This is a genomic window from Actinoplanes sp. ATCC 53533 (genome assembly GCF_003947245.1).
In genome coordinates, this window is sequence record NZ_QHHV01000050.1 from 19,309 (window position 1) to 44,249 (window position 24,941).

The window sequence follows — 24,941 nt, forward strand, 5'->3', positions numbered from 1 at the left end:
CTGGCGGTCACTCGCCCTTGTCGCGCTCCTGCCAGGTGCACAGACAGACCCTGTTGCCCTGCGGATCGGCCAGCACCCAGAAGCTCGGCGCCTCCGCGTCGCTGACCAGCGTGCCGCCCGCCGCGACCGCCGCCTCGATCCGGGGCTGGACCTGCGTGGGGTCCACCCACACGTCGGGGTGCCAGCGCTGCCGGGGCTCGGCGCTGCCGGATTGCTGCAGCCACACGGCCGGCAGCGCCCCGAACGGATCGTCCAGCTCGTCGCCGGCGGGCGCCATCGCCAGCACGGCACCCCAGAAGGGCAGGACCGCGCCGAACTCCGGGCTGTCCAGTGCCAGCTCGAGCCGGGAGACGGTCGCGCAGTCCGTCGCGGTGCCGGCGTCGGCGGCGATCCTGGAGACGGTGCGGGCCAGCCGGAGGTCGCGGCCGGTGACCGCGCCGACATCGTGGCTGGTCAGCCGCACGTCGACGTGGGTGTATCGCAGATCGAGATCGGGATGGTGGTCCATCGCCTGGGCCGCGGCGCCGACGGCGTCGACGATGGCGAGCCCGGCCGCGAAGTCGGGGGTCCGGATCCGGGTCTGTAGCCCACCGAGCAGGTAGGCCCACCCGGCCGGCGCCTGGTCGGCGATCTGCTGTCCCGTCAGTTCGGTCATGAAAGGGATGCTCGCGCAACCGGTCGAGAAGTCAAGCCACGCCCGGGTGACGACCCGCGTGTCGGCCGGCGGATTCCCGGGTCCCGCCGGAAAGGTACGGCTCATGCGCCTCATCTCTGGACTGTTCGCCGTGGTGACGGCGGTGTCGGCCGCCGTGCTGGCTACCGGGCCGGCCGGCGCGGATCCGGCGCCACCCGGGCCGGGACCCAGAGACGCCGCCCGGCTCAGCCGGGCCTGGACCGGCTCGCCGGCACACGGAACCATCGGGTCCGGCCCCGTCTACGCCAACGGATCGGTCTACTACACCGAGGACGCCTGGCCGGTCAGCGATCCCCGCAGCGGCTTGCGGATCTCCCGCCGCGACGCCGCCACCGGGCGACCGCTGCCGTTCGCCGCGCCCGCCGTCAACGCGCTCCTGTTCGCCCAGCCGGCCACCGACGGCGCCCGCATCTTCACGGTCAGCGCGTACGAGAACGCGGATCCCGTCGCGAGCGTGCGGGCGTACACCCTCGACGGCCGGGCCTCCTGGGCCCGCCGGCTGCCCGGGGAGAAGTTCCTGCTGAACCTGGTCATCGCCGGTCCGCTGGTGATCGCCGCCGGGGAACTCGACTGCGACCGGGAGCCCGAGGCCGGCTGCGAGCGGACCACCGTCGCCGCGTGGTGGGCCGCCACCGGCAAACGGGCCTGGCAGCGGACCGTACCCGGCGGCTCGCCGCAGCTCGTGGCGGCGGCCGGCCGGTTGACGGTGAGCACCGCGGCCGGACCGGGCACCGCCGATCTCACCGCCGTGGACGCGGCCAGTGGTCGCCGGCTGTGGACCCGGAAAGGGCTGGCCGCGGGCCCGCTGGCCGCCGACGCCGGCAGCGTCTACCTGGCCGGCGGTGACCTCTGTGCCCTGCGGGCCAAGGACGGCGGCCGGCGATGGTGCGTCAAGGACCGCCGCTACCACGACGTCACCGTGGCCGGCGGCGGGCTCTACGCCGTGGCCGACTCCGAGGTGGCCGACCGCGACCAGCGGGTCGTCGCGCTCACCACCGGTGGCCGGCCCCGCTGGGCGGTGCCCGCGAGCCCGACCGGTCCGCTCACTGTCGCCAACGGTGTGGTCTACCTGCAGCACTACCCGCAGGACGGCCCGGCGCAGCCCCATCCCGTCGACCGGCCGGCCCGGCTGCTCGCCCTGCACGGCAAGACCGGCGCCAGGCTGGCCGAACTCCCGGTGAGCGACGGCTACAGCAGCGGCTCCGTGGCCGTCGGCTCCGGCCGGGTGTTCACCACCGCCTACCTGACGGCCGTGCTGGGCTTCGCCCCGAGGCCGTAGCCGGGGTCAGCTCCAGCCCGCGTCCCGGCAGGCCTGGGTGAGCGCGGCCGCGGCGGACTTCCAGGCGGCGTCGCTGTCGTTGGCGCTGCGGCCCACGGCACTCACCCGGTCGGCGATGGCCCCGTTGTCGCTGCCCGCCACCGACGTGCTGACCTTGTCGGCCAGGGCCAGCCGGGCCGTCTTACCGCGGGCCGCCGGATAGCCCTCCGCGAAGTCGGCACACGCCCGGGTGGCCGGGGCATCGAGCTTGCCGACCTCCTCGTCCCGGGAAGATCTGCCCACCGCAAGTCCAACCAGGACCACCGCGATCACGACCCCTGCGATGACAACCTGACGCTTGTTGAGACTCAGCTTCACAGTTCTCCACTCTGAACTCACGGGCAGGAATCCGGAAGGCAGACTATCCGCCGGCCGGGCTCCTGCCCGTAGCGAGAGTGCGCTCAGGCCGCGCGGTGCGGCAGCTTCCAGCCCGGCCGCGGGAAGTGACAGGTGTAGCCGTTCGGAATGCGCTCCAGGTAGTCCTGGTGCTCCGGCTCGGCTTCCCAGAACGGGCCGGCGGCGGTCACCTCGGTGACGACCTTGCCCGGCCACAGCCCGGACGCCTCGACGTCCGCGATCGTCTCCTGCGCGACGTGCTTCTGCTCGTCGTCGGTGTAGAAGATCGCCGACCGGTAGCTGAGGCCGATGTCGCCGCCCTGGCGGTTGAGCGTGGTCGGGTCGTGGATCTGGAAGAAGAACTCCAGCAGATCACGGTACGAGGTCACGGCCGGGTCGTAGCCGATCTCGATCGCCTCGGCATGGGTGCCGTGGTTGCGGTAGGTCGCGTTCGGCACGTCACCACCGGTGTAACCGACCCGGGTGGAGACGATGCCCGGGCGCTTGCGGATCAGGTCCTGCATCCCCCAGAAACAGCCTCCGGCGAGTACGGCCTTCGCTGTGGTCATCGCGATACACCTCTTTCTCAGCGGCCTGCCTGACGACGGCGGCCTGCCCCACGAACCGTAGCGCAGGGCCGAGAGCCCACCAGCGGAACAAAGTGAGCCTTTTTCCGATATCGCCTCCTTCGCCGGTCGTTTCGGGGCGTAATAGGGCGTGTGAAACGTCTGCCCGCGCTCTTCAGCGCCCTTGCCCTGACCGTCACCCCGGTCCTCGCTCCGGCCGCGCCGGCCGCCGCCACCGCCCCGGCCCTCGCGCCGGTCGCCGCCACCACCCCGGCCCAGGCCGCGCCCGCCTACCACGTGGTGCGGCCCGGCGAGACGATCAAGAGCATCGCCGCTCGCTTCGGCCTGCGACGCCGTGACCTGCGCGCCTGGAACGGCATCATCAAGCCGAACCAGCCCAGCCCGGACGGGGTCCTCAACCTGGCCAAGCCCGCCGGCGGCGGACTGTCCGGCTGGCGCTCCTCGATCGAGACCGTGACCCCGGGGGTGGTGAACTGGGATCCGGCCAAGAAATGCCCGGTGCCACCGGCCGACCTGCGCAAGGTCTGGGTCACCTACATCGACTTCTACGGCGTCTCCCACCAGGGCAGCATCGTCGTGCACCGGACGATCGCGACCCGAACCCAGCGGGCATTCCAGGCGCTGTACCGGATGCGCTTCCGGATCCAGGGGATGAGCCCGATGACCCTCAACGCGCCCTACATCTCGGACATGGGCGCGGTCACCTCCGGATACAACTGCCGGGCCGTCAACGGGAGCAAGACCTGGTCGCAGCACGCGTACGGGAAGGCCATCGACGTCAACCCGGTGCAGAATCCGATGGTGCGCGGCACCTACATCGATCCCACCGATGGCACCTCGTTCCTGCGGCGAGGCGCGTACCGCCGCGGCATGATGCACGCGGCCGGCGCGGTCCGGGCGTTCACCGACAACGGGTTCTACTGGGGCGGACGCTGGCGCAGCCTGCGGGACGACATGCACTTCAGCATGAACAACCGGTGATCACCGCGTCCGGGACGTGCCGTGGGCGGCGAACGAGCGCCGGTCACCGTGCCAGTCCTGGGCGTCCAGCGCGGCCAGGTCCGCGTCCGTCAGGCGCACCCGCGCGGCGGCCGCGTTCTCGGCGATCCGGGCGGGGCTGCGGGTGCCGGGGATCGGCACGACGTCCGGCCCGCGTGCGAGCAGCCAGGCCAGCGCGACCTGACCGACGCCGATCCGGTGCGCCTCGGCGATCGCGGCCAGCTCCCGCACCAGGGCGAGGTTCGCGGCCAGGTTCGGCCCGGCGAAGCGCGGATCGCCGGCGCGGAAGTCGCCGTCGCCGAACGAGGCCGGCAACGCCCCGGTGAGCAGCCCGCGCCCGAGCGGGCTGTACGGCACCAGCCCCACCCCGAGGCGCCGCGCCGCCGGCACGACATCACGTTCGGGCTCCCGCCACGACAGGGACCACTCGAACTGCACCGCCGCGATCGGGTGCACCCGTACGGCCTGCTCAAGCTGCCGCGGGTCGACCTCGGAGAGCCCCAGGTGCCGGACCTTGCCCGCGGTGACCAGCTCGGCCATCGCGCCGACGGTCTCGGCCACCGGCACCGCCGGGTCGACGCGGTGCAGGTAGTACAGATCGATCGTGTCGACGCCCAGCCGGTTCAGGGACGCTTCGCAGTGGCCGCGCACGTGCTCCGGGCGGCCATCCAGCTCGACCCCGTGCTCGCCGCGGACGATGCCGAACTTGGTCGCCAGCACCACCTCGGCCCGGCGGCCGGTGATCGCCCGGCCGATGAGCCGCTCGTTGTGCCCGCGGCCGTAGCTCATCGCGGTGTCGATCAGGGTGACCCCGAGGTCGAGCGCCGCCCGGACGGTGGCCACGGACTGCTCGTCGTCGGCGGGCCCGTACGCCTGGGAGAAGCCCATGCAGCCCAGGCCGAGCGCGGACGTGGCCAGGCCGCCGAGATGTCGTTGTTCCATGCCCTGCAGCCTGCGGCGGCGCCAGTCATAAGTCCAAGAGCCGTTTGCGCTCCCACTCATCGCGCAGCACGATGAATCGATGGAGTTGCGCCAGCTGACCTACTTCGAGGCCGTCGCGCGGCTGCGCGGCTTCACCCGGGCCGCCGAGCAGCTGCACGTCGCCCAGTCCGCGGTCTCGGCGCAGATCAGGGCGCTGGAGGCGGAGCTGGGCACCGCGCTGTTCACCCGGACCACCCGGCGGGTGGCGCTCACCCAGGCCGGCGAGCTGCTGCTGGCCCGCACCCGCAGAATGTTCGGCGAGCTCGACGGCGCCCGCGCGGATCTGGCGGAGCTGGCGGCGGTGCTGCACGGGCGGGTGACGCTCGGCTCGATGGCGGTGCTCGGCGGCTTCGACCTGCCCGCCGCGCTCGCCGGCTTCCACGCCCGCTACCCGGGGGTCTCGCTCGCGCTGCGCACCGGCCTGATCACCGAGCTGCTGGCGAAGCTCGACGCCGGCGAGGTCGATCTGGTCCTCGGGCCGGTCCACCAGGATCTCCCGGCGCGGTTCACGGCCCGCGAGCTGGTGGACGAGCAGGTGGTGCTGATCCTGCCGCCCGGCCGGGCGGCGGTGCGGGAGTTGGCGGACGTACGCGACGAGCCGTTCGTGTGCCTGCCGGCGGGCAGTGGGCTGCGCGCGATCCTGGACCGGGCCGCGGCCGCGGCGGGTTTCGAGCCGCGGGTGCAGTTCGAGACCCACAGCGCGGCGAGCATCCGGGAGCTGGTCGGCGCCGGGCTGGCCGTGGCGCTGGTGGCCCGCTCGGCCACTGTCACCGACGGGCCGGCCGTCGTCGTCGTGCGGCTGGAACCGGCGCCCGCGCACCCGGCCATCGGCCTGATCCACCTTCGGAACCGGCGGTTGAGCGCGCCGGCCCGGGCCTGCCGTCAAGAGCTGATCAGGCGAGCCTGAACAGCACTCCGATTCCGGCAAGCCTGAGCAGCACTCCGATTCCGGCGGGCCCGAGCAGCACTCCGATTCCGGCGGGCCCGAGCAGCACTCCGATTCCGGCGAGTCTGAGCAGGGCGTTTCAAGCACGCCTGAGCAGGGCGACGGATCAAGCAGGCCCGAGCAGGGCTACCAGGAATTCCGAGCCGGGGCCGAACGGGCGCAGGTCCCAGGTGGAGAGCAGCACGTCGGGCGTCAGCCCGGCGGCGGTCGCGTCGGCGAGGAAGTCGTCGAACGGGTAACCCCGGTCGGCGCCGAAGCCGATCGCCACCCGGCCCCGCTCCCCCAGATGGGCCCGCATCCGCCGGAGGATCTCGCCGCGGGTGTCCGGGGCCACGAAGGTCATCACGTTGCCGGCGCAGACGATCACGTCGAAGCGCTCCGGCAGCTCCAGCTCGGCCAGGTCGCCGACCCGCCAGCGCGGCCCGGGGTAGTCCTGCTCGGCGGCGGCGATCAGCTCGGGATCGAGGTCGATGCCCGTCACCTCGTGCCCGGCGGCGGCGAGCAGGCCACCCACCCGGCCGGCACCGCAGCCGGCGTCGAGGATCCGCGCGCCGCGGGCGACCATCGCGTCGATCAGCCGCGCCTCGCCGCCGAGGTCGGCGCCGTCGCGCGCCATGGTCCGGAACCGTTCGATGTACCACTGCGAATGGCCGGGGTTCGCCGCGATCTGCTGCAGCCAGAGGTTGTCCACGTGACAGCACACTGCCAGACGAAACGGGCCCGGTCTCGGGAAGAGACCGGGCCCACAATCATCCGGGAGTTACCAGTTGCGGTAGTTGTCCTGGGTCTGCGCGTTCATCACGTCCGTCTCGGCCCAGCGGGCCGCGTTGGTCCGCCGGTCCTTGAGCTGCAGGACGTCCAGGCCCTTGACGATGTCGTTGGAGTAGATGTAGCCGTTGTACCAGTACGCCGACCACGAACCGCCCAGCACGAAGCTGGTGGCCGAGATGGGTCCCCGCTCCCAGTACGCGATCTCCTTGGGCCTGCGCGAGTCGGTGAAGTCCCAGACCGAGATGCCACCCTGATACCACGCCTGCACCATGATGTCGCGGCCCGGCACCGGGATCAGCGAGCCGTTGTGGGCCACGCAGTTCTCGGTATCCGTGTTGGTCCGCGGGATCTTGAAGTAGCTGCGGAACACCAGCTTGCGCTTGTTGCCCTTGCCCACGATGTCGTAGATCGCGTCGGCGCCGCGCGTCGGGCCGATCGCCGGGTTGCAGGTGGCCGCGCCGCCGCCGCCGAGCTCGTCGGTGAAGACGACCTTGGTAGCGGAGTTGTTGAAGGTGGCCGAGTGCCAGAACGCGAAGTTCACCGTGTCCCGGACCGTCGTGATGACCTTCGGCGCGGTGCGCACCGAGATGTCGAACAGCACACCGTCACCCATGCAGGCGCCGGCGGCGATGTCCTTCTCCGGGTACGCGGTGATGTCGTGGCAACCGGTCGTCGCGGACTGACCCGCGGTGCCACCTCCATAGCCGCCGTCCGGGAACAGCACCGGCGTCGCCACCACGGCGGCGGCGGTCGGGTTCCGCAGCGGCACGCGCACGATGGAGATCTTGTCGTGCGGCAGCGCACAGTTCGGCAGGTCCGCCGTGGACAGGTTGTACGACGAGACGTACAGGTAGACCGACTTGTCGCCGCGCTTGCCCGGAACCAGCGTCTGGGTGTGCGAACCACAGACCGTCTTGACCGACTTGAGATACTTCGGCGTCAGCGGATCGCTGATGTCGAAGATCTTGATGCCTTCCCAGCGGTCACCGGGCACGGCGGTGGTCGAGCCGGCGTTGTCGCAGGAGTCGTTCGTCCGCTGCGAGTCGGTGCCCAGGAACAGCAGGTTGCCCTTGACCGACACGTCGTTCTGCGAGCCGGGGCAGAGCACCTGCGCGGCGACGGTCGGCGCCTTGGGCTTGCTGATGTCATAGACCGTGAAACCGTTGTAATTGCCGCCATATGCGTAGTCGCCCTGGAAGGCCCAGTCAGTGTTGGGGGTGGTGGCGAAGGGGCCCGTCTTCGGCAGGTACGCGACCTGCTTCAGGTTGGGCGTGCTGACGATCTCGTCGACGCCGGGCGGGGTGCCCGGATCAAGGACGGGGGCTTGCGCCGCACCGCTCGAGGGGGCCGTCAACAGTCCGATGAGGACTGCCGCCGTGCTGAGGCAGGCCAGACGCTTGAGCTGCCGCCCTCGTGAGGCAGAGTGCTTCATAAAGCTCCTTCCGGCTGCTGGCGCACCGAGGGTCAGGGTGGTCACGTACGGTGCGCATTCACCTAGGTCGTTACAGTAATCGCCAGAGCATGAACGCGGGGGACATTGTTATCCGGATGAGAGGGCCAGATGACTCGCCAAAGGACATTGACGCTGGCCAGCGCCGCAGTGGTGGTCCTCGCAGCGGGCGGGACGGCACTGGTCGCGCGCGCCGGTGACGACCGTTCGGCCGCTGCGCCACGGCCGGCCGCGAGCTCGGCGCCGCCGGTCCGGGTGGTGCTGCCCGGCCGGCCCGGCGAGTCCGCCCGGGTGTCCGACTCGGACCAGGTACGCGCGCCCGACGGCTCGACATACAACGCGATCGATGTGACATTCGTGCAGATGATGATCGTGCACCACGCCCAGGCGCTGGAGATGGCGCAGCTCGCCCCGGAACGCGCCGGTGGCACCGGGCTGCGCGCGCTGGCCGCCCGGATCAGCGCCGCGCAGGGGCCGGAGATCAGCTGGCTGAAGCGGTGGCTGGCGGATCGCAAGCTCCCCGAGACCGATCCCGCGCACGATCACGCCACCATGCCGGGCATGCAGACCCCGGCGGCGGTCGCGGCGCTCACCGCGGCCCGGGGCGCGGATTTCGACCGCAAGTTCATCGCGATGATGACCGCGCACCACCGGGGCGCCCTCCAGATGGCCGGCGACGCGCTGAGCGGCGGCAGCGACCAGTTGCTGCGCGAGACAGCCAACGAGATGGCGGTCGAGCAGGGCAGCGAGATCCGGCGACTCGCACAGCTCTAGCCGTTGCGGCGCCCGCTGCTGCCAGAGGCGGTCGCCGCCCCGCGCCACCCGCGCACCGGCAAGACCATGATCACTGCCGGACCGGCGCCCCGGACGGTGTTGGTTCGGTCACCTAATCGAGCCACGGGGATGCGTGCGGCCCGGGCGGCCCGATAGGTTGTCCCGTGTGGATGTGAGGGGTGTGCTTCGCCGTAGGCGGCTGCCGCTCGTCGTGTCCCTCTTCCTCGCCGCGCTGCTCGGCGGCCCGACCGTGGCCGGCCCGGTCACCGATCCGCTTCCGGTGCCCGCCACCGCCGCCGCGGCAGCAGCCGCACCGGCTGCCGCGGCATCCACGCCGGTCCTCCTCGACGAGGTTGTCACCCAGCCACCGGCCACCGCGGCCGCGCCGGCCCAGCCCGTCCTGCCTGCCACACCCGTCCTGACCGACCAGGTCAGCACGGCCGCCACCGCGCCACGAGGTCCCCCGCACACCGCCTGAACGTCTCGTCACGCCCTCGAGAAAGTTCGAGGGTGCTCGATTACCGACCTCTCGCGGTGGACAAGGGATAGATCATGGACTTTGCTGTGGCACTTCTCGTCGGCAACAGCGGCCAAGTGGCCGTCATCTGGCTCGCACTCATCCTGCTGGCTGTCATCGCCCTGTTCGCGCTGGCCCTGCCGCGCGGTGTGCACCGCCCGCGGCAGATCTCCGCGTGGCTGGCCGACAACGCGGCGCAGAAGCGCGCCGAGGAAGAGCGCCGGGCCGAGGAGGCGGCCGAGACGATCCGCTATGCCGACGAGATCGCCGTCGCCGCCCGGGGCGCGACCAACACAGCCGAACGCCGCCGCGACGAATGCCAGCGGGCGCAGGCCGCCGTCGAGGGAGCCTGGCAGGCATACCAGCGGGCGGACGCCGCGCTGGGCCGGGCCCGCCGCGCCGCCGCATACGGCTTCCCGGACGCCCCGATCGACAACGACGAGCGGGCCGAGCGGGCCAAGGCGCTGCGCCGTTCCGCCCAGGCCGCATACCGCCGCGGCGATCTCTCCGACACCCAGCTGCTGGACGCGCTGACCCACCGCAACGGATGGGACCCGGCCCTGCACCCGGTCGAGCAGGAGCTCGTCCTGGCCCGGGCCGCGGTCAGCCACCGCTTCGCCGCATACCAGCTCAGCCTCGACGCCGAGAACGCCGCCTGGCAGGCCTCCGACATCGCCACCGCGGCGGTCCGCAGCCTGCGCCAGGAGGTCGCCACGGCCGAGGCCCTGGCCGAGACCGCCCGCGCCGCCCTCCCGGAGACCACTGGCCACGTCCCCAGCGCCCGCCGCGTCGCCGCCGCCGCCTGACCCGCCGCTTCCGCTCTGCTTCCGCATAGGAAGCGGCCATCGCCCCGCTCTGCTCCCGTATAGGAAGCGGCCGTCAACCTGCTCTGCTTCCGCATAGGAAGCGGCCATCGCCCCGCTCTGCTTCCGCATAGGAAGCGGCCGTTGGGCGATCCTGGCGCGGTGGCTATGTTACGCGGCGCCGCCGTTGACGTAGATCGTCTGGCCGTTGATCCAGCGGGCCGGGCCGGCGAGCGACGAGACGACCTCGGCGATGTCCTCCGGGCGGCCGAGCCGCTCCATCGGGTTCAGCTTGGCCATCCGTTCGATCGTCGCTTCGTCCTTGCCGTCCAGGAACAGCGCGGTGGCGGTCGGGCCGGGGGCCACGGCGTTGACGGTGATGTCGCGACCGCGGAGTTCCCTGGCCAGGATGGGGCTGATCGCCTCGACGGCCGCCTTGCTCGCCGCGTACGCCGCATAGGTCGGCAGGTGGAGCCGCGTCACCGAGGTGGAGAAATTGATGATCGCGCCGCCGGGACGCAGCCGGCGGGCGGCCTCGCCGTCGACCACGAAAGTGCCCCGGATGTTGGTGCGGTGCACCCGGTCCAGGTCGGCCAGGCTCAACTCGGCCACGGGGGCCAGCGCCATGACGCCGGCCGCGTTGACGACCACGTCGATCCCGCCGTACCGCTGCTCGGCCAGGTCGAAGGCCGCGCGGATGGCGGTCTCGTCGGCCACGTCCGCCTGGACCGCGACCGCGCTCCCGCCGGCGGTCTCGATCGCCGCGACCGCCTTGCCGGCCTCGGCTTCGTTGCCCGCATAGACGATGACGACGCTCTGCCCGTCGGCGGCGAGACGCTCGGCGACCGCGCGGCCGATGCCACGGGATCCGCCGGTGACGATCGCGACGCGGGGCTGGTTGCCGGTCATGCTGACTCCTTCGAAGGCTATGTCGATAACAAGTCGACGTTAGCACCGCTACCAGCAATGCGCTAACATGGAGGTGTTATCGTCGTTACATGGCATCGGAGACCACCCGCGAACGGATCATCGAGGCAGCCGCGGTCCTGCTCACCGAGGGCGGCCGGGAAGCTGTGTCGACCCGTGCGGTCGGCGCGGCCGCCGGCGTTCAGGCACCGACGCTCTACCGGCTCTTCGGCGACAAGCAGGGCCTGCTGGACGCGGTCGCGAGCCACGGTTTCGCCACTTACCTGCGCGAGAAGGCCGCCCTCAAGCCCGGCGACGACCCGGTCCAGGACCTGCGCCAGGGCTGGGACCTGCACGTCGGCTTCGGGGTGGAGAACCCCGCCTACTACGCGCTGATCTACGGCGAGCCGCGGCCCGGCGTGCGGTCACCGGCCACCCGGGAGGCGGAGGAGATCCTCGCCGCCCAGGTACGCCGGATCGCCGAGGCCGGCCGCCTGCGGGTGAGCGAGGAACGCGCCGCCCACCTGATCCACTCGGCCGCCGCGGGCATGACCTTCCAGCTCATCGGCCTGCTGCCGGAGCAGCGCGACCCCGCGCTGTCGGTGCTGGCTCGCGAGGCGGTCATCGCGGCCGTGACCACAGACTCCCCCGCCGCCGGCCACGACGGCGTGGCCGCGAACGCGATCGCGCTGCGGGCCGCGCTGCCTCGGCTCGCCGAGCTCTCCCCCGCCGAGCGGGCTCTGCTCGACGAGTGGCTGGGCCGACTCACCGCCTGATCAGCTCAGGCTCACCCAGGCGCCGCTGTCGACCGACCGCGCCATCGCGTCCAGCGCCAGCGCGCTGTGCACGGCGTCGTCCAGGGTCGCGCCGTACGGCTTACCCTCCGCGACCGACCGCAGGAAGTGGTAAGCCTCGATCACCTTCAGATCGTCGTAACCCATCGCGATGCCGGCGCCCGGCTGGAACGCCGCGTACTCACCGGCCCCCGGTCCGACGTAGACGGTCCGGACCGGCTGGTCCTGGTACGCGTCCCCGACGCTGACGCTCAGCTCGCCCATCCGGCGGAAGTCCCACGCCACCGCCCCGCGCGTGCCGTGCACCTCGAAGCCGTAGTTGTTCTGCTGCCCCACCGCGATCCGGCTCGCCTCCAGCACGGCCCGGGCTCCCGAGGCGAGACGCAGCTGGCTGGAGACGTAGTCCTCGTTCTCGACCGGGCCCAGTTCGCCGCCGCCGGCCCGGGTGTGCCCCGCGGTCGCGCCGGTCGGCCGGGCCCGCTCGGTCACGAACGTCGCGGTGTCGGCGACCAGCGCGCTGATGTCACCGAGCAGGTAGCGGACCAGGTCGACGCCGTGCGCGGCCAGGTCGCCGAGCACGCCGCTGCCGCCCCGGGCCCGCTCGAAGCGCCAGCTCAGGGCGCCCTCGGGATGCGCGGCATAATCACTGAAGAGCCGGAACCGGGCGTGCGTGACCGTGCCCAACTCGCCGGCGGCGATCAGGTCGCGGGCGGCGGCCACCGCCGGGGCGTTGCGATAGTTGAAGCCGACGACGCCCTGGACGCCGGCTGCCCGGACCGCCTCGGCGACCGCCCGGGCGTCGGCGGCGTCGAGCCCGACCGGCTTCTCGATCCAGATGTGCTTGCCGGCCCGGGCCAGCTCGACCCCCAGCTCGCGATGCAGGAAGTTGGGCGCCGCGATGCTCACGGCCCGGATCCGCGGGTCGGCGGCCAGCTCGCGCCAGTCGAGGGTGGCGGTGGTGAAGCCGTACTGGGCGGCGGCCTCGGCGGCCCGGCCGGGCACCTCGTCGGCGACCGCGACCAGCTCGGGGCGGACCCCGAGCTCCGGGAAGTGGTGCAGAACCCGCAGGTAGGACTGGGTGTGCACGCGGCCCATCCAGCCGAATCCGGCAACGGCGACCCCGAGCGTTTCTCGACTCATCCGGTAAGTCTGCCCCAGCGGCGGCACTGATGATCAGTGCATGAGCTGACCGACCCGGAGCCGGCCGGGTCGCACGACGTCGGCATAGGCGCCGAAGCAGGCCGCGCGGCCGAGGTCCGGGACCTGGATGCGGTAGTGGCGGGCCAGCGCGCCCAGCACCGACCGGTCGGCCGGCAGCTCGCCGTGCCCCAGCCCGGGAACGACGCAACGCGGGGTAGGCAGGTCGACCCGCAGCACCACGTCGCCCAGGCGGAGCTCCTCCCCCGGCTCCGGATCGCGCGGCAGGTCGAGGACCAGGTTCGGGCGGAACCGGGCCGCGGCCACCGCGGGCCCGCCCAGCAACGCGCCCAGCCGGGCCAGCTCGCCCGTGGTCACGATGTGCACGGCCCCGAAGTCGGCGAACCGGCCGAGCCGCCCCACCCCGCCGACCGAGCTGACGGTCTCGTCGCCGGGCCCGACACCGGCCATCCACTCCGGCACCAGCCCGGGATCGTCGGGCAGGACCCGGTGCAGGCGAGGATCATCCGGCGCGGTGCGGCTGAGCCGCACCGGGCGGCCGAGGTGGGTGGTCAGGGCCGCGTCCGCCGCCGCGCTGCCCGCGCGCAGGGCCACCCCACCGACATGTACGGTCAGCTCGTCCCGCCGCAGCGACGTGCCGACTTCGAGGAGCCGGCCCCAGCGGCGGGGATGCTTCGCGCTGCCGACCATGCCGTCCTCGTCGTCTATGCAAGCCCAGGCCCGGTCGCCTTGCAGCCCGTTCTTCTCGACCTCGACCGCTCCCAGCGATTCACCCAGCGCGCTCTTCAGCGGGAAGCGCCAAAGCGCGACGATCTTCGGCATGTCGGCCATGCTGCCGAATATCGAACGCTCCGGCGACCCCGTTTCTCAGCCGCTTCCTCGGCCGGCGCCCGCTTTCTACCCGCGCCCGCCTTCTCAGCCCGCGCCCGCCTTCTCAGCCCGCGCCCGCGGCGACCGTCGATTGGCGTATCGCGTCGGTCCGGCGGCCGAGCGCCCGGACGGCGACGATGATGACCGGCACCAGGACCAGGTGGCAGAGCGCGAGTGTCACCGTGCTCGTGGCGTCCAGGTCGGCGGGCAGCGTCATCAGCGCGATGGTGGCGATCGCCAGCAGTGGGCCGACGACCAGGGCGGTGCGGATCACCCAGCCGCCGAGCCGCGCCAGCAGCGCCACGGCCACGAGCCCGACCAGCAACGGCGCGACGCTGAAGGCGACCACGGTGACGCCGTCCACCACCGCCGGGCCGCTGGACGATGTGAAGCGGAAGGTGCCACCGGCGGCCCGGCCGACGCCGTACAGGATCAGGTTGACCAGCGCCGCCGTGCCGACGGCGGCCGCGATGATCAGGGTTTTAGGCATCCGCCGGCTCCGTCCCGCGCGCGAGGAACGCCTCGATGCGGGCGAAGGCGCCCACCCAGACCTCGTTGACGAAGAAGTCGCGGACCTCGGGCACCGGGAAGCCGCTCTGGACGACGGTCACCAGCGTGCCGTCGTCGACCGCCTCGAAGGTGATCTCGACCCGGGTGGTCATCGTCATGCCGTCCGGGCTGGTGCCGGTGGAATCGGTGACCAGCCGGTGCGGCCGGTCGATCTCCACGAACGTCTGCGTCTCCCGGAACAGCGTGTCGGGATTCGGTCCCCACACGGCGGTCTGCTGGCCGCCGACCCGGAGATCCACCTCGATCTCGACGATGCCCGGCTCCTCGTCGAGGATGCTGAACCAGATCTTCTGCTTCTCCGCGTCGGTATAAGCGTCGAAGACCTCGGCCGGGGTCGCCGGCAGCCGCCGCGTCATCCGCATGTCCAGAGTCATGTTCGGTGTCCTTCCGTGCCGCGTTCGAGAGTGAAGTAGGCGTCGAGGCCGTCGAGCTTGCGGGCCCAGAGCCGTTGGTAGAAGCCGATCCACGCCATGGCCTCGTCCAGCGGCGCCGCGCCGAGGCGGCACTGCCGTGCGCGTCCCACCTTCTCCGTGATGACGAGGCCCGCGTCCTCGAGCACCTGGACGTGCTTCTTCATGCCGGTCAGGCTCATCCCGACGGGCTCGGCCAGCTCGCCGATGGTGGCCGGGCCTTCGCCGAGCCGCACCAGAATCCGCCGTCGCTGAGGATCCGCGAGCGACGCGAACACACGATCGAGGATTTCTTGCTGAACCATGTGGTTCACATTACGACACTGAACCACTTAGTTCAACAATGCGCAAGGCGGGCGGCCAGGGTGGCCGCCCGCTCTGCTTCCGTGATCCGGCTCTCACCAAGCCGTGACCGGCCGCTCTGCTTCCGTGACGCGGCTCTCACCAAGCGGTGACCGGCCGCTCTGCTTCCGTGAGGCGGCTCTCACCAAGTGGTGGGTGCGGGCGGCGCGACGACCGGCGGGCGGTCGTCGCACGTGATCGTGTTCGGCAACTCCCAGGGTGCGAGCCACGGGCCGGTCGTGCCGCCGCCGTCGTTGCCGCCCAGGTCCGTCACGGTAAATTCCGAGCCGGTCGGCTTGAAGTTGAACGAGCCGCAGTTGTTGATGCCCACCGCGCCCACGTTGCGGGCGTCGACATTGGCGAACGAGGCCGATCCGGCCACCCGCGCGCTGACCACCGACGTGCCGGTGCCGTCCACCCGGATGTCCTGGAAGCCGACGCCGGTGATCGTATAGAGGTCCTTCACACCCCAGTCGCTGACCAGCATGATCGCGTTGTAGGTGCTGTCCAGGTAGTGGTCGCCGGTGACGCGGATCCGGGCGTCGATGCTTCGGTCCAGCGCGTAGAACCAGATCGCGCCGAGGCCGATCTTCCAGTTGAGTTCGAACGTGCCCGCCCGTACCACGGTGTTGTTCTTGATCGTCAGAGCGCCGGCGAACGGCTCGGCGCCGAACCGGGAGCCCACGTGGATGCCGCTGCCCTCCCGGATGGGGTCGGCGATCAGGTTGTTCGACACGGTGTTGTCGGTGCCGCCATAGATGGCGATGCCGTTGGCCAGGGTCGGCGTCTGCACGGTGTTGTGGTCGAACGTGTTGCCCGTGTTCGCCGCCTTCTCCGACCACATGGCCAGGCCGTCGTCGCCGGTGTTCCGCACGAAGTTGCCGCGCACCACCGAGTTCGTGACGCCGGTGTGGAAGTTCAGGGCGTCGGCGATCTGGTCGACGATCACGTTGTTCGTGATCCGCAGGTTGCGCATGGGGCCGTCGAACCACAGTCCGACCTTGGTGTGCCGGATCAGCAGGCCGTCGATGCTGGAATCGCTGAGCGCGCCGCCGACGCCGTTGACCTGGTCGGTGTCGATGCGCTCGCGCACGTCACCCTCGATCGCGAAGCCCTTCAGATGCACGTTGCGGCTGCCACCGTCGGCGGCATCCCTGCCGTAGAAACCGACACCGGTGTGCACCGAGCCGTCCGGCGCGGGCGCGGGCAGCGCGACCTGCCGGCCCTTGATGATCGTGTACCAGCTGCCGGCGCCCTCGATCGTCACGTCGTCGACGATGATGTGCCTGTTCACCTGGTACGTGCCCGGCGGCACGTACACCTTGAGGCGGGCCCGCTTCGCGAAGGCGATCGCCTTGTCGAAGGCCGCGGCGGCGTCACGCCGCCCGGTCGGATCGGCGCCGAAGAGCACCACGTTCGCCGCGACCGGGTCGACGTGCGGCCGGCCGACAAGCTGCGAATCGAGCAGGTCGATGACCGTCCACGCGGCACCGGCGGAGGCGGTGAGCCGGATCCGGTCACCCGCCCGGTAACTCCGGCCGAGCAGCAGCCGCTGCTCGTCGTAGAAGTGCATCGGCCGGAACGGTTTGTCGATCCCCGGCGCGGGGATGGTGGCCGACGGTACGCAGCCACACTCGGTGATCCACCAGTCGGGGTGCAGGAGGTCCGCGGTCGGGTCGTTGGTGAACGGATACTGGTTGTAGAGGTACGCGTACTGCGAGGTCAGGGTCATCGTCGCGGCCCGTTTGCCGTTGACCGCCACAGCCAGCGGCGCCGTGATCCCGCCGCCGGTGGGGGCGTCCGGGATGCTGTAGCGCACCGTGATGGCGTTGGCGGCCTTCGGCAGGACGAACTCGACATACTGGCCCGGGGTCAGCTTGACCGCGGTCCGGCCGGAGGCCTCGCCGGCCAGGGTGTAGGCGGCACGGTCCGGACCGATGACGGAGCCGGTGAAGGTGGCATTCTCCGCCTCTTGTTCGGCGAAGTCCACTGTCGCGCCACGGCCGGTGACGAGGGCGGGATCGAGGCCTGCGCGGGTCACCACGGGGGCCGCGGCGGTGGTGCGGGGCGCGGTGGGGGACGCGGTGGCGGCCCTGGTCACGACCGGGAACGCGGCGGCGGCTCGGGTCGTGGCAGCGGCGCTTGCGGGGATGCCCGCAGCGGCGATCAGAGCCAGCCCGACAACGAAAGCGGTAGCCAGGGCGGGCCACCTCGCATTCACAGACATCGAGCAGCTCATTTCTCTCGGGAGCGCCGGCTGAGGTGACCTTAGGTCGGCTGTGACGAACTCCACAAGAGGCTGTCTACTATTTTCGTGCTTCTGCTCGCTTCTTTCAAAATCCCTCGTTGATTCAGGCGGCCTCGTTGGTGAGGACGACGAGCTTGCCGGCGGCGACGCCTGCTTCCATGTCCGCGTGCGCTTGGACGATCTGGTCGAAGCGGTACGTGCGGTCGAGCGGCACGATGGCCTCGCCCGCCGCGACCGCGTCGAGGAACTCCTGCAGCACGGCCGGCGGCAGATCGTCGGCGTCGCCGCCGTAGCCGGCCAGCCGCACGCCGCGCGGGAGATAGCCGATGGGGTAGAAGTCCGGCACGATCCACTCGTTCGACAACATGCCGGCCATGCAGACAACCCCGAGCTTGCGCGCGGCCCGCAGGGTGTCGGGCAGGGTCGGCGTACCAACGAGCTCGAGGGCGTAGTCCACCCCGTCCGGCAAAATCGCGCGCACCTGCGCGGCCACGTCCCCGTCGTCGATCAGCACGTGGTCGACGCCGACGGCCCGCAACGCGTCCGCCTTGCCTGGGCTGCGGGTGGTGGACAGCACCGTCATGCCGAGGCGCTTCGCGAGAACCGCGGCCGCCATGCCCACCGAGGAGGTGCCGCCCCGAACGAGCAGCGAAGTCCCTGGCTGCACGTCGAGGCCGGCGGTCAGCGCGCCGTACGCGGTCTGCAGCATCTCCGGCACCGCGCCGAGCGTGGCCCAGTCGAGGCCGCTACGGAACGCGATCACCTGCGCCGCCGGGACGCACGTGTACTGCGCGTAGCCACCGTCGAACGTGCGGCCCATCCCACCCATCATCGCGAAGACCTGCTGTCCGACCGCGAACTCGCCACCGGGCGCCGCGGCGACCACGCCGGTCGCCTCGATGCCGGGCACCCGCGGGAAGGTAACGCCCTGGGCGAGCCCGAGCCGGGTGTGCAGCTCGGAGCGATTGAGGCCGAAGGCCTTCACCTGGATCAGCACCTGCCCCGGCGCCGGAACGGGAATCGGCAGCTCGCGGATGTGCAGCGCCTCGGGCGGGCCGGGCGCGTCCAGCACGACCGCTTCCATAGAATTAGCTTCCATGGAAGCAATATAGCTGGGCGACGGCGGGCGCGCCCGGTGCTGTCGCACACATTGCTTCCGGCGGCCCCGTGCTGCTCAGCGCATGTCGGCCGCCAGGTTGACGCGCAGGTAGGCATCCACCCACGCCTCGGCGGCATCGTCGCCGGGGTCAGGCCCGAGCCGCTCGGCCAGAGCCTCGACCGTCTCCCCCACCCGGCGCAACCCGACCTGGCGCAACCGGCCCGACGCTGTGCGCAACCGGCCGGGCACCGTGGCCGGCGCATGCTGCAGGCCGCCATGTGCCAGCTCGGCGAGCAGGGCGGCGGCCTCGTCCAGGGCCAGCCCCAACGGATCCATGCTGAGCACCGGGGCATCGTCGGGATCGGTCCCACGGTCGGCCGGGGCGAGGTCCGGAACCACGACAGAATCGGCGAGTGCGAAACCGATCGGATCGATCACGACTCCACCACCGGCCCGGCGAACACTGCCGGCCACGTACCGAAGCTCGCCGCGCAGGGCGGCGGCCATGCTGTCCAGCCGGCCGGGAGCGCAGGCCGCGTGGGACGCGGACACCACGGCGGTAACCCCGGCCGCGTCCGCGATGACGGCATCAAGTCGCTGCGCGCCGGGTGCATAGCTCACCGAACGGACCTCGGCGACCGGTATGACCCGCACCAACTCGGCCTCGACCCGGGCCCGGACCGGCCGCGGTGGCAGCGCGATGAGCTCAGCGGCGAGCGCGGCCAGGTCACCGGCGATCAAGGCCCGGGGCAGGTCGTGCCAGGAGCCACGCGAGGCCATCGCTTCGGTACGGCTCAACCGCCGGGTGCCGAGACGAACGGCCCGGCTCGCACTACGGGCTGCGGACTCCGTGACCACAGCGCCGGCAGCCAGCGCGCCGATGCTGACCCCGGCGACCCGCCGCCCGGCAAGCAACGGCCCGGCGTCACCGGTCTCATACGAGCGGCGCAGCACCAGCACGGCCGCGCTGTCGGCGTGGGCGAGAAACACCTCGACCACACGCTCGGCGCCGACAACGGAAACCCGCGCGCCGAGACCATCGAGGCGGGCCCGGCGGAGGGGGGTCTCGGAGGCCTCGTCGGTTCCAAGCACCCGCGACCGCAACGCCCGCTGATCTTGTGAGCCTGACGGTGGTCGCGGGCTGCTGATCCGTGCGGGCTCAGCGATCTCGTCCGGCCCGGTGCCCAGGCCCGACTCAGCGCCCAGGCCCGGGCTGGCACCCACGCCCGGGCTGGCACCCACGCCCGGGCTGGCACCCACGCCCGGGCTGACACCCACGCCCGGGCTGACACCCACGCCCGGGCTGACACCCACGCCCGGGCTGACACCCACGCCCGGGCTGACACCCACGCCCGGGCTGACACCCACGCCCGGGCTGACACCCACGCCCGGGCTGACGCTCAGGCCCGGGCTAACGCTCGGATCAGGGCTGGCACTCGGGTTTAGATTTGTGTCCGGTTCCGGGTCGGCGCTGGTCACTGCGCGGTGGCGGGCGAAGAGTTCTGCCACGTGATCGGCGAGTGCCTCAGGGCGGTATCGGGCGCTGCGGTCCCGGTAGGCCTCCAGTTGCGCGACGAGATCGTCGACCGCGAGGAGCGGCCATCGCATTCGTCCTGCTTCGAGCGCGCGCCTGACAGCACCGATGTCTGCCGCGATGCCGGCTCCGACGTGAACGGCCCCCTCGCGCAGCACGACGCTCGCGAGCGCCACGGCCGCGTCCAGCCCGGGCCCGCCGGCCGTGGCTCCGCTGCCGCCGACCTGCACCTGCACGTCGGCCTCGCCCGGGAAGCGCGCATCCGCCTCCCGGAACGCCCAGACAGCGAGCGCCAACACGTCGTCACGCACCCCGGCGACCGCGTCGGTGCGGGCGAAACCCAGGTCGCGGGGCACGAGAAAGCGCACGGTCGCCGTCGGCAACTCCACACTCGATACCGGGTCGCCGGGCCGGGCGCGGTGCACCCGCGCGACGTATCCGGTCCGCTGCACCCGACGCGCGGCGGTCACTCGGCGTGCCCCGATTCGCCCCATCAGTTGGGCATCGGTGAAATCGCCCGGCGACCACTCGATCCGGGCGTTCCCGTCGGCATCAGCCTTGCCGAACCCCGCGACTGAGATGTCACCGTCGACCCGGGCTGTCGGCCCGGCCGCGTCACTCGGGCCAGAGTCGCCGGCCAGCGCCAGACTCGGCTTCGAGCGGCCGGCTCGGCCCTGGTGGCCATGGTCTTGAAGACCGAAACCCGGGTGACCGGAATCCACGTGACCACGATCCACGTGACCACGATTGGCGGGACCGGGATCGGCGTGACCGGGATCGGCAAGACCGACTTTGAGGTGGCCGGAGCCTGGAATGCCAGCGTCGGCCTGACCGGGAGCCGGGCGATCCTGCGGATGGGTATCAGGGTGACCTGGGTTTGTGCTCTCCAGGTGATTCGCTTGACCGGGGTGATCGGGATGGTTCGCAACGCGTTGGTAGGCCAGGACCAGGCCGACGATGTGCCGGCATACGCCGGGCGCGCCACAGCTACACCGCCCCTGATCGAGGCCGCCGGCCGGCAGCGCAGTGGTCACCCCGTCGTCGTAGGTGGCGTGGACTGTGGCTTCGCCGTCCTCGACCACCACCGGCATGGCTCGCTCGATTTCGCGGACCGCCCGCTTGACCAGGCCCCGGTTCGTCAACTCCGCCAACGTCTCGGGCGTCAGTGCCCGCAGTTCCGTCCTCATGGAAACCTCCGCGCCGCGACAGACGCAGCCGGCCGAGTGGCAACGGCCGCTGATGGACCGTGCCGCCTGCGTTGCTCGCTCATCGACCGACCTGCTCGGCGACGAAGGTAGCCAGCTGCCCCGGGGTCATGGCGCCCACCGAGGCGCCCACGTCGGCCAGGCTTTGGGCCGTGTGGGTGTCGTAGCTGGGGTTGGCGTCGTGGTCGAGCGCGGCCAGCCCGAGCACCTTCGTACCCTGCTCGACGAGTTCGCGGACCGTACGGATCAGCAGCGACGGCGAGCCGCCCTCGTAGAAGTCGGTGATCAGGACGACGATCGCCCGGCGAGGCTGTTCGATCAGGCCGGCACCGTAGCGAACCGCCCGGGCGATGTCGGTGCCGCCGCCGAGCTGGACCTTCATGAGCAGTTCGACCGGGTCGTCGACCTCGCTGCTCAGGTCCACCACTTCGGTGTCGAAGGCGACCAGGTGGGTCCGGACGCCCGGCAGGCCCCACAGGCACGCCGCCGTCACCGCGGAGTGGATCACCGAGTCGACCATCGAGCCGGACTGGTCGACCAGCAGGATCACCTGCCACTGGTCGATCTGCTTTCGGCTTCGGGAGAAGAAGTGCGGTGTCTCGATGAACAGCCGCCGCTCGGCCGGCCGGTAGTGGCCGAGGTTGGCGCGGATGGTCCGGGTCATGTCGAAGTCCCGGGCCTGCTTCCACCGGCTCGGCCGCCGGGCCCGGGTGCCGGTGAACGCCGCCCGCACCTCGGTGGCCAGCTTCGCCATCAGGTCGCGGACGACGGCGTCGACGAGGCGCCGGGCCAGCCGCAGCACCTCCGGATTCATCAGGTGTTTGGTCTGCAGGACGGCCTTGAGCAGCGCCGGGTTCGGCTCGATCCGTTCCAGCACGCCGGGATCGGTGACGATGTCGGTGATCTCGTATCGTTCGATGGCGTCGCGTTGCAGCCGCTCCACCGTCTCGCGGGGGAAGAGCCGGGTGATGTCGTTGAGCCAGTCCACTGTGGTCAGTGCGGACGGCCCGGCACCACCGGCCCGGCTCGTGCCGCCCCGGATGCCACGCTGTTCCAGGTCGCCGTCGCGGCCGTAGAGCCAGTCAAGCGCCGCGTCGCGCGCGAGCCCTTCCGGGCCGAGCGCTTGCATTGACGACGCCGGGGCCCCGAGCACCAGCCGCCATCGTTCGAGATCCGGGTCAGTCACGGGCTCCACCCATCAGTCCCTCGCGGCGCAGCACGGCATCGACCCGGTCGTCCAACAGCATGCCGGCCGCGACCAGTTCCGGATTCGTGACGCCGCGCAGCAGGCCGCGCCCTGTCCCGCTGAGGCCTCGTCGTTCCAGCAGCCGGCCGGCGATGATCTCCCGCTCGCGCGGCGGGAAGAACTCGAACGCCTGCCGCAGCGCCGGCACCGCGATCAGGAAGTCGTCGGCCGCCATCCCGGACAGCAACTCATCGAGCAATCCGATCACTGCCGCCGTGTGCAGCACCTCTTCCCGGGCCAGCGCGAACAATCCGGCCAGCCAGTCTCCGGCCGACTCCGGCAGGAACGCTCCCCGCACGGCCCGCAGGGGATCGAGCCCGGCAACGGCCGGCTCGAGCGGAAGGGCCTCATCCGGCCCAGCAACACCTGGACCCGCAGCCGCCCCGGACGGAAACACCTCCGGCACGGAACCCGACACGACAACACCCGGGCCGGGCGGTGGTGCCCCTGGCTCGGGGGGCGGGCCTTCGGTGGCTTGACTGTCGGCTGCTTCTGGCGGACGCAGGGCCCAGCGCAGTCCGAAGGCCGCGCCGCGGAGATCGGGTGGTGCGTCGCTGTCTGCTGAGATTCGCGCGGCCACCTCAAGGGCAGTCTCGACGTCCAGGCCGAGCTCCCGGCGGGCATACCGGAGGGCGTCGCGACATGCCGCGAGGGCGCCGATTCGGCCCAGATCGGCCGGCGCGGATTGGCCGTGGACGCCCTCGGCCAGCCACAGGGTGCGCCGGACCGAGGCGACGATGACCGCCCCCAGGGTCGTGCTGTGGGCGGAGCCGAGGATCCGGTCGTGTCGCCACATGGTCAGCACCACCGCGAGCATGCGGCCGAGCGCGCCGAGGTCTGCCGCCGCGGCCACGGTCTCCTCGATGCCGGCGAGGGCCTGCTCCGACACGTCGGTCGTGCCCGACAGCGCCGCGTCGAACAGCACGCCCGCGAGCAGGTCCACGTTCCGGCCGGCCTGCGTGGCCCGCTCGGCCAGGGCCGCCGCGCACGCGTCGGCGAGGGTGGCGCCGTACGCGCCGGCCTCGATGAATGCGGTGAGCCTCGCGGGGTCGGGGCGCAGCGTCCAGCGTTCCCGCAGGACCGGCTCCAGGCCCGTGGCCGGCCCCGAGTCGCGGCGGAACCCCGGCACGGCCAGGATGCGGATCCTGTGCAGCACCTTGCTGCGGGCCCGGTCGGCCGCCACGGTCAGGTCCAGGTCGAGGTCGGCATCGCCGTCCAGGCCGAGCCGTTCGAGTTCGGCCTGGACGTGGTGGACCAGCGGCGGTGCGGGCGTGTCGGCGTGCAGGCGACCGACGCGCGTGCCGCTGAGCGCGGCGACCATCTCGACCACGACGGGATGGCTCCCGGTTCGCAGGCTGCCCCGGGCCGCCCAGGGCAGGGGCACGTCCAAGGCCTCCTTCACCAGGGCCGACGCCAGCCCGTCCAGCACGTCCGTCCGCGCCGGATGTCGATGGCCGCGTACGGTGGCCAGCCCTTCCGCGGTGGCCCTGGCCGCGATCAGGTCCGCCGTGGACACCGGCTGCTTTCGCTCGCGCAGCCGGCCGGCCACCGACTCGGTGAGGTGCCGCGCCGCGCTCCGCGGTCCCGACTCCCACAGCTCCTGGTAGTAGCCGGGGGACGGCATGCCGGACTGGTATCCGTCGAAGGCGTCGAGCCGCCGGAACGAATACGGCACCAGGAAGCTGCCGCCGACCGCCTCCACAGGCAACTCCGGCACCTCTGGCCACTGGGCGCCCCCCGGCGCGGTGGCGAGCGCCGACACCAGCGCCGGCCGGTGGAATCCGCCGGTCACCACGACGACCGGCCGCTCCCCCGCCTCGGCGGCCGCAGCCTCGACCCACTGCGCCATGTACGCCTCGCGTGCGGTGTCCGACTCGCCGGCCGCCGACTCGCCTCGTACGAGATCGAAGTAGACCGCGAGTCGCTCCGCGAGGCCGTCCTCCGGGGCGATCTCGAACAGGTGGTCCCACAGCACGTCTACGTTGTCCACGTCGAAGCTGCGGCACAGCCGTTCCATTACCTCGGCGTATCGCAGCTCGGCATCCGCATAGCGGTTGCTGCGCCCGGCGAAGGCCGGATGCCAGGCGGGTAGGTCGATGAACCTCAACTCCGCGCCCACCGCCCGGCCCTGGGTGAGCGCCACCCACTCCGGCGAGTATGCGCAGAACGGCGCCCAGGAGCCATGCCGCCGCTCGCCGTCGCGGTAGCTGCTGAACACGGCGACCGGCAGCTCGTGACCCAGCAGCAGCTCCCCGATTCGCCCGTTGAGGTCGGCCGGCCCTTCGATCAGCACGTAGGCCGGTCGCAGGGCTTCAATAGTGGCGGCGACGAGCCGGGCGCACGCCGGGCTGTGGTGCCGGACCCCGATGAACGTGACCGTCAT

At 71.8% G+C, this 24,941-nt stretch carries 27 protein-coding genes; 10 read left to right on the top strand and 17 right to left on the bottom strand.

What is annotated here, in order from left to right:
- Positions 1-7 precede the first annotated feature (7 nt).
- Positions 8-655, bottom strand: a complete 648-nt coding sequence (locus DMB66_RS17890) for a 4a-hydroxytetrahydrobiopterin dehydratase (protein WP_125805227.1) — start codon at positions 653-655, stop codon at positions 8-10.
- Positions 656-758: 103 nt separating this feature from the next.
- Between DMB66_RS17890 and DMB66_RS17895 the strand changes: the two genes are divergently transcribed.
- Entirely contained in the window at positions 759-1,973 is a 1,215-nt protein-coding gene (locus DMB66_RS17895; protein ID WP_158647264.1) for a PQQ-binding-like beta-propeller repeat protein, read from the top strand.
- 6 nt (positions 1,974-1,979) lie between these two features.
- Here the strand turns inward: DMB66_RS17895 and DMB66_RS17900 are convergent, their stop codons facing one another.
- Entirely contained in the window at positions 1,980-2,255 is a 276-nt protein-coding gene (locus DMB66_RS17900; protein ID WP_125805229.1) for a hypothetical protein, read from the bottom strand.
- A gap of 158 nt (positions 2,256-2,413) precedes the next feature.
- Positions 2,414-2,917: a peptide-methionine (S)-S-oxide reductase MsrA gene (gene msrA / locus DMB66_RS17905; protein ID WP_125805230.1), complete on the bottom strand. Its 504-nt coding sequence runs from the start codon at positions 2,915-2,917 to the stop codon at positions 2,414-2,416.
- A 150-nt stretch (positions 2,918-3,067) separates the two neighbouring features.
- Between msrA and DMB66_RS17910 the strand changes: the two genes are divergently transcribed.
- Positions 3,068-3,916, top strand: a complete 849-nt coding sequence (locus DMB66_RS17910; RefSeq protein ID WP_233624650.1) for a M15 family metallopeptidase — start codon at positions 3,068-3,070, stop codon at positions 3,914-3,916.
- Here DMB66_RS17910 and DMB66_RS17915 read toward each other — a convergent pair whose 3' ends face one another.
- Positions 3,917-4,876 (bottom strand): aldo/keto reductase, encoded by a 960-nt coding sequence (locus tag DMB66_RS17915; RefSeq protein WP_233624652.1) that lies wholly within the window; start codon positions 4,874-4,876, stop codon positions 3,917-3,919.
- Between the two features lie 79 nt (positions 4,877-4,955).
- On the opposite strand from DMB66_RS17915, the gene DMB66_RS17920 reads away from it, so the two are divergent.
- Positions 4,956-5,822, top strand: a complete 867-nt coding sequence (locus tag DMB66_RS17920) for a LysR family transcriptional regulator (protein ID WP_125805232.1) — start codon at positions 4,956-4,958, stop codon at positions 5,820-5,822.
- Between the two features lie 145 nt (positions 5,823-5,967).
- Here DMB66_RS17920 and DMB66_RS17925 read toward each other — a convergent pair whose 3' ends face one another.
- Together DMB66_RS17925 and DMB66_RS17930 are read right to left on the bottom strand one after the other, a co-directional pair.
- Complete coding sequence (locus DMB66_RS17925; protein ID WP_125805254.1) at positions 5,968-6,477, bottom strand: bifunctional 2-polyprenyl-6-hydroxyphenol methylase/3-demethylubiquinol 3-O-methyltransferase UbiG; 510 nt, start codon at positions 6,475-6,477, stop codon at positions 5,968-5,970.
- A 144-nt stretch (positions 6,478-6,621) separates the two neighbouring features.
- Positions 6,622-8,064, bottom strand: coding sequence for an LVIVD repeat-containing protein (locus tag DMB66_RS17930; RefSeq protein WP_125805233.1), 1,443 nt, complete (start codon positions 8,062-8,064; stop codon positions 6,622-6,624).
- Positions 8,065-8,193: 129 nt separating this feature from the next.
- On the opposite strand from DMB66_RS17930, the gene DMB66_RS17935 reads away from it, so the two are divergent.
- The 3 genes from DMB66_RS17935 (at position 8,194) to DMB66_RS17945 (ending at position 10,179) form a co-directional block, all read left to right on the top strand.
- On the top strand, positions 8,194-8,856 hold the full coding sequence (locus DMB66_RS17935) for a DUF305 domain-containing protein (protein WP_125805234.1): 663 nt from the start codon (positions 8,194-8,196) through the stop codon (positions 8,854-8,856).
- Between the two features lie 181 nt (positions 8,857-9,037).
- Positions 9,038-9,334, top strand: a complete 297-nt coding sequence (locus DMB66_RS17940; RefSeq protein ID WP_125805235.1) for a hypothetical protein — start codon at positions 9,038-9,040, stop codon at positions 9,332-9,334.
- A 74-nt stretch (positions 9,335-9,408) separates the two neighbouring features.
- On the top strand, positions 9,409-10,179 hold the full coding sequence (locus DMB66_RS17945; RefSeq protein ID WP_125805236.1) for a hypothetical protein: 771 nt from the start codon (positions 9,409-9,411) through the stop codon (positions 10,177-10,179).
- Between the two features lie 168 nt (positions 10,180-10,347).
- On the opposite strand, the gene DMB66_RS17950 is transcribed toward DMB66_RS17945, so the two are convergent.
- Positions 10,348-11,085 (bottom strand): SDR family oxidoreductase, encoded by a 738-nt coding sequence (locus DMB66_RS17950; RefSeq protein WP_125805237.1) that lies wholly within the window; start codon positions 11,083-11,085, stop codon positions 10,348-10,350.
- Between the two features lie 89 nt (positions 11,086-11,174).
- Here DMB66_RS17950 and DMB66_RS17955 point away from each other — a divergent pair, with 89 nt between their 5' ends.
- Entirely contained in the window at positions 11,175-11,858 is a 684-nt protein-coding gene (locus DMB66_RS17955; protein ID WP_125805238.1) for a TetR/AcrR family transcriptional regulator, read from the top strand.
- Here the strand turns inward: DMB66_RS17955 and DMB66_RS17960 are convergent, their stop codons facing one another.
- From DMB66_RS17960 to DMB66_RS65895, 8 genes are all read right to left on the bottom strand, one after another.
- Positions 11,859-13,016 carry a Gfo/Idh/MocA family protein gene (locus DMB66_RS17960; RefSeq protein WP_125805239.1) on the bottom strand — a complete coding sequence of 386 codons (1,158 nt, stop codon included), beginning with the start codon at positions 13,014-13,016 and terminating at the stop codon, positions 11,859-11,861.
- Between the two features lie 33 nt (positions 13,017-13,049).
- Positions 13,050-13,865, bottom strand: coding sequence for an MOSC domain-containing protein (locus tag DMB66_RS17965; RefSeq protein WP_233624653.1), 816 nt, complete (start codon positions 13,863-13,865; stop codon positions 13,050-13,052).
- Between the two features lie 103 nt (positions 13,866-13,968).
- Positions 13,969-14,394: a DUF6069 family protein gene (locus DMB66_RS17970; protein ID WP_125805240.1), complete on the bottom strand. Its 426-nt coding sequence runs from the start codon at positions 14,392-14,394 to the stop codon at positions 13,969-13,971.
- The gene (locus tag DMB66_RS17975; protein ID WP_125805241.1) at positions 14,387-14,848 is read right to left on the bottom strand and encodes an SRPBCC domain-containing protein; all 462 of its coding nucleotides are present in this window, start codon (positions 14,846-14,848) and stop codon (positions 14,387-14,389) included. The genes DMB66_RS17970 and DMB66_RS17975 overlap by 8 nt, the downstream gene beginning before the upstream one ends.
- Complete coding sequence (locus tag DMB66_RS17980; protein WP_125805242.1) at positions 14,845-15,189, bottom strand: helix-turn-helix transcriptional regulator; 345 nt, start codon at positions 15,187-15,189, stop codon at positions 14,845-14,847. The genes DMB66_RS17975 and DMB66_RS17980 overlap by 4 nt, the downstream gene beginning before the upstream one ends.
- Before the next feature lie 179 nt (positions 15,190-15,368).
- Positions 15,369-17,453: a glycosyl hydrolase family 28-related protein gene (locus DMB66_RS17985; RefSeq protein WP_125805243.1), complete on the bottom strand. Its 2,085-nt coding sequence runs from the start codon at positions 17,451-17,453 to the stop codon at positions 15,369-15,371.
- A 124-nt stretch (positions 17,454-17,577) separates the two neighbouring features.
- Entirely contained in the window at positions 17,578-18,573 is a 996-nt protein-coding gene (locus DMB66_RS17990) for a zinc-binding alcohol dehydrogenase family protein (RefSeq protein ID WP_233624655.1), read from the bottom strand.
- 75 nt (positions 18,574-18,648) lie between these two features.
- A complete protein-coding gene (locus DMB66_RS65895) occupies positions 18,649-19,665 on the bottom strand; it encodes a hypothetical protein (RefSeq protein WP_370318657.1) in 1,017 nt (338 codons plus the stop codon).
- A gap of 88 nt (positions 19,666-19,753) precedes the next feature.
- Here DMB66_RS65895 and DMB66_RS65900 point away from each other — a divergent pair, with 88 nt between their 5' ends.
- From DMB66_RS65900 to DMB66_RS18000, 3 genes are all read left to right on the top strand, one after another.
- Positions 19,754-20,086: a hypothetical protein gene (locus DMB66_RS65900; protein WP_370318659.1), complete on the top strand. Its 333-nt coding sequence runs from the start codon at positions 19,754-19,756 to the stop codon at positions 20,084-20,086.
- Positions 20,059-20,685, top strand: a complete 627-nt coding sequence (locus DMB66_RS65905) for a hypothetical protein (RefSeq protein ID WP_370318661.1) — start codon at positions 20,059-20,061, stop codon at positions 20,683-20,685. The genes DMB66_RS65900 and DMB66_RS65905 overlap by 28 nt, the downstream gene beginning before the upstream one ends.
- Positions 20,686-20,790: 105 nt before the next feature.
- Positions 20,791-21,405 (top strand): hypothetical protein, encoded by a 615-nt coding sequence (locus DMB66_RS18000; protein ID WP_125805245.1) that lies wholly within the window; start codon positions 20,791-20,793, stop codon positions 21,403-21,405.
- Here the strand turns inward: DMB66_RS18000 and DMB66_RS18005 are convergent.
- A complete protein-coding gene (locus DMB66_RS18005) occupies positions 21,374-22,498 on the bottom strand; it encodes a VWA domain-containing protein (RefSeq protein WP_125805246.1) in 1,125 nt (374 codons plus the stop codon). The two genes, DMB66_RS18000 and DMB66_RS18005, sit on opposite strands and share 32 nt — an antisense overlap.
- Complete coding sequence (locus DMB66_RS18010; protein ID WP_199752459.1) at positions 22,491-24,941, bottom strand: DUF5682 family protein; 2,451 nt, start codon at positions 24,939-24,941, stop codon at positions 22,491-22,493. The genes DMB66_RS18005 and DMB66_RS18010 overlap by 8 nt, the downstream gene beginning before the upstream one ends.

Excerpts from the sequence above, each read along its gene's own strand:
- DMB66_RS17950 (WP_125805237.1), bottom strand. The coding sequence starts at position 11,085 with ATGACCGGCAACCAGCCCCGCGTCGCGATCGTCACCGGCGGATCCCGT.
- msrA (WP_125805230.1), bottom strand. The coding sequence starts at position 2,917 with ATGACCACAGCGAAGGCCGTACTCGCCGGAGGCTGTTTCTGGGGGATG.
- DMB66_RS17930 (WP_125805233.1), bottom strand. The coding sequence starts at position 8,064 with ATGAAGCACTCTGCCTCACGAGGGCGGCAGCTCAAGCGTCTGGCCTGC.
- DMB66_RS17895 (WP_158647264.1), top strand. The coding sequence starts at position 759 with ATGCGCCTCATCTCTGGACTGTTCGCCGTGGTGACGGCGGTGTCGGCC.
- DMB66_RS17920 (WP_125805232.1), top strand. The coding sequence starts at position 4,956 with ATGGAGTTGCGCCAGCTGACCTACTTCGAGGCCGTCGCGCGGCTGCGC.
- DMB66_RS17945 (WP_125805236.1), top strand. The coding sequence starts at position 9,409 with ATGGACTTTGCTGTGGCACTTCTCGTCGGCAACAGCGGCCAAGTGGCC.
- DMB66_RS17990 (WP_233624655.1), bottom strand. The coding sequence starts at position 18,573 with ATGGAAGCTAATTCTATGGAAGCGGTCGTGCTGGACGCGCCCGGCCCG.
- DMB66_RS17985 (WP_125805243.1), bottom strand. The coding sequence starts at position 17,453 with ATGTCTGTGAATGCGAGGTGGCCCGCCCTGGCTACCGCTTTCGTTGTC.
- DMB66_RS17935 (WP_125805234.1), top strand. The coding sequence starts at position 8,194 with ATGACTCGCCAAAGGACATTGACGCTGGCCAGCGCCGCAGTGGTGGTC.
- DMB66_RS17925 (WP_125805254.1), bottom strand. The coding sequence starts at position 6,477 with ATGGCGCGCGACGGCGCCGACCTCGGCGGCGAGGCGCGGCTGATCGAC.
- DMB66_RS17890 (WP_125805227.1), bottom strand. The coding sequence starts at position 655 with ATGACCGAACTGACGGGACAGCAGATCGCCGACCAGGCGCCGGCCGGG.
- DMB66_RS17965 (WP_233624653.1), bottom strand. The coding sequence starts at position 13,865 with ATGGCCGACATGCCGAAGATCGTCGCGCTTTGGCGCTTCCCGCTGAAG.
- DMB66_RS18010 (WP_199752459.1), bottom strand. The coding sequence starts at position 24,941 with ATGACGGTCACGTTCATCGGGGTCCGGCACCACAGCCCGGCGTGCGCC.
- DMB66_RS17980 (WP_125805242.1), bottom strand. The coding sequence starts at position 15,189 with ATGGTTCAGCAAGAAATCCTCGATCGTGTGTTCGCGTCGCTCGCGGAT.
- DMB66_RS17955 (WP_125805238.1), top strand. The coding sequence starts at position 11,175 with ATGGCATCGGAGACCACCCGCGAACGGATCATCGAGGCAGCCGCGGTC.
- DMB66_RS18000 (WP_125805245.1), top strand. The coding sequence starts at position 20,791 with ATGGTCTTGAAGACCGAAACCCGGGTGACCGGAATCCACGTGACCACG.
- DMB66_RS17915 (WP_233624652.1), bottom strand. The coding sequence starts at position 4,876 with ATGGAACAACGACATCTCGGCGGCCTGGCCACGTCCGCGCTCGGCCTG.
- DMB66_RS17960 (WP_125805239.1), bottom strand. The coding sequence starts at position 13,016 with ATGAGTCGAGAAACGCTCGGGGTCGCCGTTGCCGGATTCGGCTGGATG.
- DMB66_RS17970 (WP_125805240.1), bottom strand. The coding sequence starts at position 14,394 with ATGCCTAAAACCCTGATCATCGCGGCCGCCGTCGGCACGGCGGCGCTG.
- DMB66_RS17975 (WP_125805241.1), bottom strand. The coding sequence starts at position 14,848 with ATGACTCTGGACATGCGGATGACGCGGCGGCTGCCGGCGACCCCGGCC.